We start from the raw sequence: 9,329 nt of genomic DNA, 5'->3' as shown, positions 1-9,329 counted from the left end.
GAACTGATCGCCCCGATCGCGATGGAAGAGAAGCTGCGCTTCGCCATCCGCGAAGGCGGCCGCACCGTCGGCGCAGGCGTCGTCTCCAAGATCATCAAGTGATCCAAGGCCCGAACGGGCCAAGGAATGCTGATGCTGCCGGATGATCCTTTCGGGGATATCGCGGCGGACAGGGCCACCCTTCGGGGTGGCCCTTGTCGTTTGTAGCTGGCGACGGTGCTGTGCTGCCCGTGCGGGCCCGGGCCCATCGTCGCGCCTCTTACATTCCGCCTTGGTCGGGACGCCGGCAGGCATCACTTCCTCTGCCGCATCGGTCTGTATTGTAGTAGAAGGCGGAAATGATCCTTTCGCGCGGCCGCCGCTATCTGTTCATCCACATTCCCAAGACGGGCGGCACGTCGATGGCCCTCGCGCTCGAGGCTCGCGCGATGAAGGACGACCTGATGCTGGGCGACACCCCAAAGGCCCGGCAGCGACGGCACCGCCTGGCGGGAGCCCAGGCCGCGGGGCGGCTATGGAAGCACAGCACCCTGTCCGATCTTGACGGTGTGGTCGGGCCGCCGGAACTGGAGACGCTGTTTGTGTTCACCATGGTGCGCAATCCGTGGGACCGTCTTGTTAGCTATTACCACTGGATCAAGGGACAGCGATTCGCCCATCCGCACGTCGCCTTGGCAGCAGGATCGGACTTTGCCGGTTTCGTGAGCGACGCATCGGTGATGGGGGCGTTCCGAGCCTTGCCCGCCCGAAGCTACGTCACCGGCCGCGACGGCCGCGAGTGCTGCAACCTGTTCGTGCGTCTGGAGCACCTGGACACCGACTTGCGCCCGCTGGAGGCGCATCTGGGCTTTGCCTTGCATCTGCCGCACATCAATGCCAGCGCGCGTGCACCGGGATATCGCTCGATGTATGACGACCGGACAGCCGGCCTGGTCGCGCAGGCCTGTGCCGAGGATATCGCGCGTTTCGGATATGTCTTCTAAAGCAGGCGCCCGCGTCAGAAAGAGGACAATGCCGGGCCTTGACGCCCTCCGCAGGGACCGGTAAGGGACCGCATCGCCACCGATCCATCGTCATGAAGGATTCGGTCGCTTGGGCCAGGCCGCCAGTCACATGGGGCGGCCTGCTCTTATTTGTACGGTCCGATGCTGGCGCCGCGTGGTGCGCCGTCAGCCTCTCGACTGGAACTCCCCGCAAGAGGGATGTCTTTATGCAAAGCCAGAATATCCGGATCCGGCTGAAGGCCTTCGATTACCGCGTGCTGGACGCCAGCACCCAGGAAATCGTCAACACGGCCAAGCGCACCGGCGCGACCGTCCGCGGCCCGATCCCGCTGCCGAACAAGATCGAGAAATTCACCGTCCTGCGCGGTCCGCACATCGACAAGAAGTCGCGCGACCAGTGGGAAATCCGCACGCACAAGCGTCTGCTGGACATCGTCGATCCGACCCCGCAGACCGTTGACGCCCTCATGAAGCTCGACCTCGCCGCCGGCGTGGACGTCGAGATCAAAGTCTGAGGAGGCAGATCATGTTGCGTACTGGTATCATCGCCAAGAAACTGGGCATGACCCGTCTGTTCCTCGAGGACGGCCGTCAGGTTCCCGTCACCGTCCTGCAACTGGACGGCCTGCAGGTCATCGCGCAGCGCACCGCCGCGACCGATGGCTATACCGCCGTCCAGCTGGGCGCCGGCGAGGCGAAAGCAAAGCGCACGACCGCAGCGATGCGCGGTCACTTTGCCAAGGCCTCGGTCGCGCCCAAGCGCAAGATCGTGGAATTCCGCGTTGCGGAAGAGAACCTGATCAACGTCGGTGAGGAGATCACGGCTGACCACTACTTCTCGGGTCAGTATGTGGACATCGCCGGCATCTCGATCGGTAAGGGCTTTGCTGGCGCCATGAAGCGCCACAACTTCGGCGGTCTGCGCGCGTCGCACGGCGTGTCCGTCAGCCACCGTTCGCACGGTTCGACCGGCCAGTGCCAGGACCCCGGCAAGGTGTTCAAGGGCAAGAAGATGGCAGGTCACCTGGGTGCCGTCCGCGTCACCACGCAGAACCTGCAGGTCGTCCGCACGGATTCCGAGCGCGGCCTGATCATGGTCAAGGGCTCGGTGCCGGGCTCGAAGGGTGGCTGGGTCACCGTCAAGGACGCCGTCAAGAAGGCGACGCCCGAGAACCTGATCTATCCGGCCGCCCTGCGGTCCGCCGCCCGCGAAGCCGCGCGTCTGGCTGAGGAAGCCGCCGCCGCCGCCGCCGCCGAGGAAGAAGCCGCCCGCGAGGAGGCCGCCCGTCTGGCCGCCGAGCAGGAAGCCGCCGCCCTGGCCGAGGCCGAAGCCTCGATCAAGTCGGACAAGGACGCTGCCGATCCCAACGCGGAAGAGCCGGCATCCAATGACGACGCGCCGGAAGGAGACAAGTGATGAAACTTGATGTGATCAAGCTGGATTCCGGCGCAGCCGGGTCGATCGATCTGGCCGACGACATCTTCGGGCTGGAGCCGCGCGGCGACATCCTGCAGCGCGTCGTGCGTTGGCAGCGCGCCAAGGCACAGGCCGGCACCCACTCGGTGCTGGGCAAGTCGGACGTCAGCTACTCGACCAAGAAGATCTATCGCCAGAAGGGCACCGGCGGCGCACGCCACGGCTCCCGCAAGGCGCCGACCTTCCGCCACGGCGGCGTCTATAAGGGTCCGACCCCGCGGTCGCACGCTTTCGATCTGCCCAAGAAGGTCCGTGCCCTGGGTCTGCGTCACGCGCTGTCGGCGAAGGCCACCGCGGGTGAACTGGTCATCATCGAGGATCTGAACCTCGCCGATGCCAAGACCGCAGCCGTCGCCAAGGCCGTCCGTGAGAACGGCTGGAAGCGCGTGCTGGTGATCGACGGTGCCGAAGTGAACGAGAACTTCGCCCGTGCCGCCCGCAACATCGAAGGCGTGGACATCCTGCCGTCGATGGGTGCCAACGTGTATGACATCCTCAAGCGTGATACACTGGTCATCACGCGCGCCGGTGTCGAAGCTCTGGAGGCTCGTCTGAAATGAGCGCGAAAGCAGAACATTACGACGTGATCGTCAAGCCGATCATCACCGAGAAGGCCACCATGACGTCCGAGAACAACGGCGTCGTGTTCCAGGTCGCCAAGGACTCGAACAAGCCGCAGATCAAGCAGGCCGTCGAGACCCTGTTCGGCGTCAAGGTGAAGGCGGTCAACACCACCATCACCAAGGGCAAGCAGAAGCGCTTCCGCGGCCAGCTGGGTCGTCGCAGCGACGTCAAGAAGGCCTATGTGACGCTGGAAGCCGGCAGCACCATCGACGTTTCGACCGGTCTCTGATAACCGGACGCGATCTGGCGGCCCCGGCATTCCGGGGCCGCCGCAATTGACTGAAACGGACCACCCTGGTCCAAAGCAACGGAAGACAGAAAGATGGCATTGAAGTCGTACAAACCGACGACGCCTGGCCAGCGTGGGCTGGTTCTGATCGACCGTTCGGAGCTTTGGAAAGGTCGCCCGGTCAAGAGCCTCACCGAGGGTCTGACCAAGAAAGGCGGCCGGAACAACACCGGACGGATCACCATGCGGCGCCAAGGCGGCGGCGCGAAACGCCTGTATCGCATCGTCGATTTCAAGCGCACCAAGTTCGACATGGCCGGCACGGTCGAGCGGATCGAGTACGATCCCAACCGCACCGCCTTCATCGCGCTGATCAAGTACGAAGACGGCGAGCAGACCTATATCCTGGCACCGCAGCGTCTGGCCATCGGCGACAAGGTCGTCGCGGGTTCCAAGGTCGACGTGAAGCCGGGCAACGCCATGCCCTTCAGCGGCATGCCCATCGGCACGATCGTCCACAACGTCGAGCTGAAGCCCGGCAAGGGCGGTCAGATCGCGCGTTCGGCGGGCACCTATGCCCAGTTCGTGGGTCGTGACGGCGGCTATGCCCAGATCCGCCTGTCCTCGGGCGAGCTGCGCCTGGTCCGTCAGGAATGCATGGCGACCATCGGCGCCGTGTCGAATGCCGACCATTCGAACCAGAACCTCGGCAAGGCCGGCCGCAACCGCCACAAGGGCATCCGCCCGAGCGTCCGCGGTGTCGCCATGAACCCGATCGACCACCCGCATGGTGGTGGTGAGGGCCGCACCTCGGGTGGCCGCACGCCGGTCACGCCCTGGGGTAAGGACACCAAGGGCAAGAAGACCCGCAGCAACAAGGCGACCGACAAGTACATCTTGCGTTCGCGTCACGCGAAGAAGAAGGGGCGCTGACCTATGGCACGTTCTGTTTGGAAAGGCCCCTTTGTTGACGCCTATGTGCTCAAGAAAGCCGAGAAGGCCCGTGAGTCGGGGAAATCCGACGTCATCAAGATCTGGTCGCGTCGCTCGACCATCCTGCCGCAATTCGTCGGCCTGACCTTTGCCGTCTACAACGGGCACAAGCACATCCCCGTGAACGTCAGCGAAGAGATGATCGGTCAGAAATTCGGTGAATATTCGCCCACGCGCACCTATTACGGGCACGCCGCGGACAAGAAAGCCAAGAGGAAGTAATCGTCATGGGTAAGGAAAACAATCCGCGCCGCGTGGCGGAGAACGAGGCCTTCGCCAAGACGAAGATGCTTCGCACCTCGCCGCAGAAGCTGAACCTGGTGGCTCAGCTGATCCGCGGCAAGAAGGTCGACAAGGCTCTGGCCGACCTGACCTTCTCGCACAAGCGCATCGCCGGCGACGTGAAGAAGTGCCTTCAGTCCGCCATCGCGAACGCCGAGAACAACCACGGTCTGGACGTCGACAACCTGGTCGTCGCCGAGGCCTGGGTCGGCAAGAACCTGGTGATGAAGCGTGGCCGTCCGCGGGCACGTGGCCGCTTCGGCAAGATCATGAAGCCGTTTTCGGAAATCACCATCAAGGTGCGCCAAGTCGAGGAGCAAGCGTAATGGGTCAGAAGGTCAATCCGATCGGCATGCGCCTCCAGGTCAACCGCACCTGGGACAGCCGCTGGTACGCCGACGACAAGGACTATGGCAATCTGCTGCTTGAAGACCTGAAGATCCGGGACTTCATCCGCACCGAGGCCAAGCAGGCCGGCATCAGCCGCGTCATCATCGAGCGCCCCCACAAGAAGTGCCGCGTGACCATTCACGCAGCGCGTCCCGGTGTCATCATCGGCAAGAAGGGTGCGGACATCGAGACCCTGCGCAAGAAGCTGGCGAACTTCACCGACAGCGAACTGCACCTGAACATCGTCGAAGTGCGCAAGCCCGACGTCGATGCGCAACTGGTCGCCGAGTCGATCGCTCAGCAGCTGGAGCGTCGCGTGTCGTTCCGCCGCGCGATGAAGCGTTCGGTCCAGAACGCGATGCGCATGGGCGCCCTGGGCATCCGCGTGAACGTCGCCGGCCGTCTGGGCGGCGCCGAGATCGCACGGACCGAGTGGTATCGCGAGGGCCGCGTGCCCCTGCACACCCTGCGGGCCGACATCGACTATGCACTCTGCGAAGCCACGACCCCGTACGGGATCATCGGCGTGAAGGTGTGGATCTTCAAGGGCGAGATCATGGAACATGATCCCCAGGCCCATGATCGCCGCGCTGCCGAGGCCCAGGAAGGTCCGGCCCCCCGTGGTCCGCGCCGCGACGCCCGGTAAGGAGTAGAAAACAATGCTGCAACCGAAACGGACCAAGTTCCGCAAACAGCACAAGGGCCGTATCCACGGCGAGGCAAAGGGCGGTTTCGACCTGAACTTTGGCTCGTTCGCCCTGAAGGCAACCGAACCGGAGCGCGTCACCGCGCGCCAGATCGAGGCGGCCCGCCGCGCGATCACCCGTCACATGAAGCGTCAGGGCCGGGTCTGGATCCGGATTTTCCCGGACGTTCCGGTGTCGTCCAAGCCCACCGAGGTCCGGATGGGTAAGGGCAAGGGTTCCGTCGACTTCTGGGCGGCCCGGGTGCATCCCGGCCGGATCATGTTCGAGATCGACGGCGTGAACGACACCATCGCCCGCGAGGCTCTGCGCCTCGGCGCGATGAAGTTGCCGGTCCTGACCCGCATCGTCGCACGCGAAGACTGGTAAGCGTCGGCCCGCCGGGCCAGCGCGAAAGGGGGCCCCGCCGAGCGATCGGCGGGGCCCCTGCCTTTTCCCGCAAACGGGCTTGCCAAACGGGCGTTCAGCCTGTATGCGCAGGCCTTCATCACGAAACTCCACCGGAATCAGGGTGGCCCTGGCGACAGGGGCTCTCCGGTGATGTTGAAAGGAAGACGCGTCATGGACGCCACCGAACTGAAGTCGAAGACGCCCGACCAGCTGAAGGATCAGCTGGTTGCGCTGAAAAAAGAGGCCTTCAACCTGCGCTTTCAGCAGGCGACCGGCCAGCTGGAAAGCACCGCACGCATGCGCACCGTCCGTCGCGACGTGGCCCGCGTGAAGACGATTCTGAACCAGAAAGCGGCCGAAGCCGCGGCCTCGAACTAAGGAGCCCGGCCCATGCCCAAACGTATCCTGCAAGGCCGCGTCACCAGCGACAAGAACGAACAGACGATCACCGTCCTGGTCGAGCGCCGCTTCAAGCATCCCGTGCTGCACAAGATCGTGCGCTCGTCGAAGAAATACCGCGCGCATGACGCGCAGAACCAGTTCAAGATCGGGGACACCGTTCGCATCGTCGAATGCGCCCCGATCTCGAAGACGAAACGCTGGACTGTCCTGACGGACGAAGCGGTCAACGCCTGAAGTCCATCATTACAGATCAGAAATGATCGAAACCCTGGGGCCGCAGTCGGCGGTCCCCAAAGGTCGGGAGAAACCAAATGATCCAGATGCAGACCAATCTGGATGTTGCTGATAACTCGGGCGCTCGCCGGGTTCAGTGCATCAAGGTCCTGGGTGGTTCGCACCGTCGCTATGCGTCGGTGGGCGACATCATTGTCGTGTCCGTGAAGGAAGCCATCCCCCGGGGCCGGGTGAAGAAGGGTGACGTCCGCAAGGCCGTCGTCGTTCGCACCGCCAAGGAAGTGAATCGCGAAGACGGAACCTCGATCCGCTTCGACCGCAATGCCGCCGTCATCCTGAACAACCAGGGCGAACCGGTCGGCACCCGTATCTTCGGGCCGGTCGTGCGCGAGCTGCGTGCGAAGAACTTCATGAAGATCATCTCGCTTGCACCGGAGGTGCTGTGATGGCTGCCAAGCTGAAGAAGGGCGACAAGGTCGTCGTGCTGGCCGGCAAGGACAAGGGCAAGCAGGGTGAGATCACCGCTGTCATGCCCAAGGACAACAAGGCCATCGTGGACGGCGTGAACGTCGCCATCCGCCACACCAAGCAGTCCCAGAACAGCCAGGGCGGCCGCGTGTCGAAGGCCATGCCGATCGACCTGTCGAACCTGTCGCTGATGGACAAGAACGGCAAGGCAACCCGCGTCGGCTTCCGCATGGAAGACGGCGGCAAGGTCCGCTTTGCCAAGACCACGGGAGACGTGATCTGATGCTGGACGACGCCAAGTACACGCCCCGCCTGCGCGCGGTGTTCACCGACACCATCAAGGCCGCGCTGAAGGAAGAGTTCAGCTACAAGAACGACATGCAGATCCCGCGTCTGGACAAGATCGTCCTGAACATGGGTGTCGGCGAAGCCGTCAAGGACACCAAGAAGGTCAAGCAGGCGGCCGACGAGCTGTCGCTGATCGCCGGTCAGAAGGCCATCATCACCTATGCCAAGAAGTCGATCGCCGGCTTCCGCGTGCGTGAGGAGATGCCGCTTGGCTGCAAGGTGACCCTGCGCGGCGACCGCATGTACGAATTCCTGGACCGCCTGATCAACATCGCGCTGCCCCGCGTCCGCGACTTCCGCGGCGTGAAGCCGACGTCGTTCGACGGCCGCGGCAACTATGCGATGGGCCTGAAAGAGCACATCGTTTTCCCGGAAATCAACTTCGACAAGGTCGACGAAGTTCTGGGGATGGACATCATCATCTGCACCACCGCGACGACCGACGCGGAAGCGAAGTCGCTGTTGAAGCATTTCAACATGCCGTTCACCAGCTGATCGCGGAGGGAAAGAAGATATGGCAAAGAAATCCATGATCGAGCGCGAGAACAAGCGCGCACGTCTGGTCAAGCAATACGCTGCAAAGCGTGCTGAACTGAACGAGGTCATCAAGGACCAGTCCCGCCCGATGGAAGAGCGGTTCAAGGCCACGCTGAAGCTGGCCGAACTGCCGCGCAACTCGTCGGCGACGCGCCTGCACAACCGGTGCCAACTGACCGGTCGTCCGCATGCGTATTACCGCAAACTGAAACTGTCGCGGATCATGCTGCGCGAGCTTGGCTCGCACGGTCAGATCCCCGGCCTGGTCAAGTCCAGCTGGTAAGGGGGCACATACCATGATGAACGATCCTCTCGGCGATATGCTGACCCGCATCCGCAATGCGCAGATGCGCGGCAAATCGACCGTCCGCACCCCCGCCTCCAAGCTGCGTGCCTGGGTTCTGGACGTGCTGAAGAACGAAGGTTACATCCGCGGCTACGAGGAAGTGACCACCACCGAGGGCCACAAAGAGCTGGAAATCGGGCTGAAATACCACGACGGAACCCCGGTCATCCGGGAACTGTCGCGCGTGTCGAAGCCGGGTCGCCGGGTCTATGCCGGGTCCAAGGAAATCCCGCAGGTCCGTCAGGGTCTGGGCGTCTCGATCGTCTCGACTCCCAAGGGCGTCATGTCGGATGCAGCGGCTCGCAATGCCAATGTTGGCGGCGAAGTCCTCTGCACCGTGTTCTAAGGAGGGCAGAATGTCTCGTATTGGTAAGAAGCCGGTCGAACTGCCCAAGGGCGTGACGGCCGAGATCAAGGGTCAGACCATCGAAGTGAAGGGGCCGAAGGGCACCCGTCATTTCACGGCGACCGATGATGTGGATCTGGTGCTGGAAGATGGCTCCGTCGCGGTCAAGCCGCGCGGAACGTCCAAGCGTGCGCGCCAGCAGTGGGGGATGACCCGCTCGATGATCGAGAACCTGACCGTGGGCGTGTCCACCGGGTTCAAGAAGGAGCTGGAGATCCAGGGTGTGGGTTACCGCGCCAACATGCAGGGCAAGGACCTGAAGTTGGCTCTGGGCTACTCGCATGACGTGATCTTCGAGGTGCCGGAAGGCGTCACGGTGTCGTCTCCGAAGCAGACCGAAATCGTTGTGGAAGGCATTGACCAGCAGCTTGTTGGCCAGGTCGCAGCGAACATCCGCGAGTGGCGCAAGCCCGAGCCCTACAAGGGCAAGGGTATCCGCTACAAGGGCGAGTTCGTGTTCCGCAAGGAAGGCAAGAAGAAGTAAGGGGCGCATGA

At 63.2% G+C, this 9,329-nt stretch carries 19 protein-coding genes; all 19 read left to right on the top strand.

The genetic code is table 11. The features are described from left to right. Positions 1 to 102 (top strand): hypothetical protein (locus GBO37_RS21520; protein WP_256481230.1); only part of this gene is annotated, 102 nt, incomplete at its 5' end. A 236-nt stretch (positions 103 to 338) separates the two neighbouring features. Then, the gene (locus GBO37_RS20300) at positions 339 to 983 is read left to right on the top strand and encodes a sulfotransferase family 2 domain-containing protein (RefSeq protein ID WP_252930591.1); all 645 of its coding nucleotides are present in this window, start codon (positions 339 to 341) and stop codon (positions 981 to 983) included. A 227-nt stretch (positions 984 to 1,210) separates the two neighbouring features. Then, positions 1,211 to 1,519: a 30S ribosomal protein S10 gene (gene rpsJ, locus GBO37_RS20295; protein WP_042247848.1), complete on the top strand. Its 309-nt coding sequence runs from the start codon at positions 1,211 to 1,213 to the stop codon at positions 1,517 to 1,519. 11 nt (positions 1,520 to 1,530) lie between these two features. Continuing rightward, positions 1,531 to 2,421 carry a 50S ribosomal protein L3 gene (rplC, locus tag GBO37_RS20290; RefSeq protein WP_045982165.1) on the top strand — a complete coding sequence of 297 codons (891 nt, stop codon included), beginning with the start codon at positions 1,531 to 1,533 and terminating at the stop codon, positions 2,419 to 2,421. After that, positions 2,421 to 3,041 carry a 50S ribosomal protein L4 gene (rplD, locus tag GBO37_RS20285; protein WP_045982164.1) on the top strand — a complete coding sequence of 207 codons (621 nt, stop codon included), beginning with the start codon at positions 2,421 to 2,423 and terminating at the stop codon, positions 3,039 to 3,041. Before rplC ends, rplD begins: the two co-directional genes overlap by 1 nt. Next, positions 3,038 to 3,334, top strand: a complete 297-nt coding sequence (locus GBO37_RS20280; RefSeq protein WP_045982163.1) for a 50S ribosomal protein L23 — start codon at positions 3,038 to 3,040, stop codon at positions 3,332 to 3,334. The genes rplD and GBO37_RS20280 overlap by 4 nt, the downstream gene beginning before the upstream one ends. A gap of 93 nt (positions 3,335 to 3,427) precedes the next feature. Next, positions 3,428 to 4,267 (top strand): 50S ribosomal protein L2, encoded by an 840-nt coding sequence (gene rplB / locus GBO37_RS20275; protein ID WP_045982162.1) that lies wholly within the window; start codon positions 3,428 to 3,430, stop codon positions 4,265 to 4,267. A 3-nt stretch (positions 4,268 to 4,270) separates the two neighbouring features. Beyond that, the gene (rpsS, locus tag GBO37_RS20270; RefSeq protein ID WP_045982161.1) at positions 4,271 to 4,549 is read left to right on the top strand and encodes a 30S ribosomal protein S19; all 279 of its coding nucleotides are present in this window, start codon (positions 4,271 to 4,273) and stop codon (positions 4,547 to 4,549) included. Between the two features lie 5 nt (positions 4,550 to 4,554). Continuing rightward, the gene (rplV, locus tag GBO37_RS20265) at positions 4,555 to 4,935 is read left to right on the top strand and encodes a 50S ribosomal protein L22 (protein WP_042247864.1); all 381 of its coding nucleotides are present in this window, start codon (positions 4,555 to 4,557) and stop codon (positions 4,933 to 4,935) included. Continuing rightward, a complete protein-coding gene (gene rpsC / locus GBO37_RS20260) occupies positions 4,935 to 5,645 on the top strand; it encodes a 30S ribosomal protein S3 (RefSeq protein ID WP_045982160.1) in 711 nt (236 codons plus the stop codon). The genes rplV and rpsC overlap by 1 nt, the downstream gene beginning before the upstream one ends. A 13-nt stretch (positions 5,646 to 5,658) precedes the next feature. Beyond that, complete coding sequence (gene rplP, locus GBO37_RS20255) at positions 5,659 to 6,072, top strand: 50S ribosomal protein L16 (RefSeq protein ID WP_045982159.1); 414 nt, start codon at positions 5,659 to 5,661, stop codon at positions 6,070 to 6,072. Positions 6,073 to 6,264: 192 nt separating this feature from the next. Next, positions 6,265 to 6,471, top strand: a complete 207-nt coding sequence (gene rpmC / locus GBO37_RS20250; protein WP_045982158.1) for a 50S ribosomal protein L29 — start codon at positions 6,265 to 6,267, stop codon at positions 6,469 to 6,471. Between the two features lie 12 nt (positions 6,472 to 6,483). Beyond that, positions 6,484 to 6,729, top strand: coding sequence for a 30S ribosomal protein S17 (gene rpsQ / locus GBO37_RS20245; protein ID WP_045982157.1), 246 nt, complete (start codon positions 6,484 to 6,486; stop codon positions 6,727 to 6,729). Positions 6,730 to 6,806: 77 nt separating this feature from the next. After that, complete coding sequence (rplN, locus tag GBO37_RS20240; RefSeq protein WP_022708219.1) at positions 6,807 to 7,175, top strand: 50S ribosomal protein L14; 369 nt, start codon at positions 6,807 to 6,809, stop codon at positions 7,173 to 7,175. Beyond that, positions 7,175 to 7,480, top strand: coding sequence for a 50S ribosomal protein L24 (rplX, locus tag GBO37_RS20235; RefSeq protein ID WP_045982156.1), 306 nt, complete (start codon positions 7,175 to 7,177; stop codon positions 7,478 to 7,480). Before rplN ends, rplX begins: the two co-directional genes overlap by 1 nt. After that, positions 7,480 to 8,040: a 50S ribosomal protein L5 gene (gene rplE / locus GBO37_RS20230; RefSeq protein WP_045982155.1), complete on the top strand. Its 561-nt coding sequence runs from the start codon at positions 7,480 to 7,482 to the stop codon at positions 8,038 to 8,040. The genes rplX and rplE overlap by 1 nt, the downstream gene beginning before the upstream one ends. Positions 8,041 to 8,059: 19 nt before the next feature. Continuing rightward, positions 8,060 to 8,365 carry a 30S ribosomal protein S14 gene (gene rpsN, locus GBO37_RS20225; RefSeq protein ID WP_042247889.1) on the top strand — a complete coding sequence of 102 codons (306 nt, stop codon included), beginning with the start codon at positions 8,060 to 8,062 and terminating at the stop codon, positions 8,363 to 8,365. A 16-nt stretch (positions 8,366 to 8,381) separates the two neighbouring features. Continuing rightward, positions 8,382 to 8,774 carry a 30S ribosomal protein S8 gene (gene rpsH / locus GBO37_RS20220; RefSeq protein WP_045982167.1) on the top strand — a complete coding sequence of 131 codons (393 nt, stop codon included), beginning with the start codon at positions 8,382 to 8,384 and terminating at the stop codon, positions 8,772 to 8,774. A 10-nt stretch (positions 8,775 to 8,784) separates the two neighbouring features. Then, entirely contained in the window at positions 8,785 to 9,318 is a 534-nt protein-coding gene (gene rplF / locus GBO37_RS20215; RefSeq protein WP_045982154.1) for a 50S ribosomal protein L6, read from the top strand. Positions 9,319 to 9,329: the final 11 nt, after the last annotated feature.

This window comes from Paracoccus sp. 08 (assembly GCF_024105395.1).
GTDB lineage: Bacteria > Pseudomonadota > Alphaproteobacteria > Rhodobacterales > Rhodobacteraceae > Paracoccus > Paracoccus marcusii.
The sequence above is the reverse complement of the archived record's forward strand: the minus strand, read 5'-3'. Positions and strand labels throughout refer to the sequence as shown.

Bases quoted from the DNA above. Each gene is read 5' to 3' on its own strand.
- GBO37_RS20300 (WP_252930591.1), top strand. From the start codon at position 339: ATGATCCTTTCGCGCGGCCGCCGCTATCTGTTCATCCACATTCCCAAG.
- rpsJ (WP_042247848.1), top strand. From the start codon at position 1,211: ATGCAAAGCCAGAATATCCGGATCCGGCTGAAGGCCTTCGATTACCGC.
- rplC (WP_045982165.1), top strand. From the start codon at position 1,531: ATGTTGCGTACTGGTATCATCGCCAAGAAACTGGGCATGACCCGTCTG.
- rplD (WP_045982164.1), top strand. From the start codon at position 2,421: ATGAAACTTGATGTGATCAAGCTGGATTCCGGCGCAGCCGGGTCGATC.
- GBO37_RS20280 (WP_045982163.1), top strand. From the start codon at position 3,038: ATGAGCGCGAAAGCAGAACATTACGACGTGATCGTCAAGCCGATCATC.
- rplB (WP_045982162.1), top strand. From the start codon at position 3,428: ATGGCATTGAAGTCGTACAAACCGACGACGCCTGGCCAGCGTGGGCTG.
- rpsS (WP_045982161.1), top strand. From the start codon at position 4,271: ATGGCACGTTCTGTTTGGAAAGGCCCCTTTGTTGACGCCTATGTGCTC.
- rplV (WP_042247864.1), top strand. From the start codon at position 4,555: ATGGGTAAGGAAAACAATCCGCGCCGCGTGGCGGAGAACGAGGCCTTC.
- rpsC (WP_045982160.1), top strand. From the start codon at position 4,935: ATGGGTCAGAAGGTCAATCCGATCGGCATGCGCCTCCAGGTCAACCGC.
- rplP (WP_045982159.1), top strand. From the start codon at position 5,659: ATGCTGCAACCGAAACGGACCAAGTTCCGCAAACAGCACAAGGGCCGT.
- rpmC (WP_045982158.1), top strand. From the start codon at position 6,265: ATGGACGCCACCGAACTGAAGTCGAAGACGCCCGACCAGCTGAAGGAT.
- rpsQ (WP_045982157.1), top strand. From the start codon at position 6,484: ATGCCCAAACGTATCCTGCAAGGCCGCGTCACCAGCGACAAGAACGAA.
- rplN (WP_022708219.1), top strand. From the start codon at position 6,807: ATGATCCAGATGCAGACCAATCTGGATGTTGCTGATAACTCGGGCGCT.
- rplX (WP_045982156.1), top strand. From the start codon at position 7,175: ATGGCTGCCAAGCTGAAGAAGGGCGACAAGGTCGTCGTGCTGGCCGGC.
- rplE (WP_045982155.1), top strand. From the start codon at position 7,480: ATGCTGGACGACGCCAAGTACACGCCCCGCCTGCGCGCGGTGTTCACC.
- rpsN (WP_042247889.1), top strand. From the start codon at position 8,060: ATGGCAAAGAAATCCATGATCGAGCGCGAGAACAAGCGCGCACGTCTG.
- rpsH (WP_045982167.1), top strand. From the start codon at position 8,382: ATGAACGATCCTCTCGGCGATATGCTGACCCGCATCCGCAATGCGCAG.
- rplF (WP_045982154.1), top strand. From the start codon at position 8,785: ATGTCTCGTATTGGTAAGAAGCCGGTCGAACTGCCCAAGGGCGTGACG.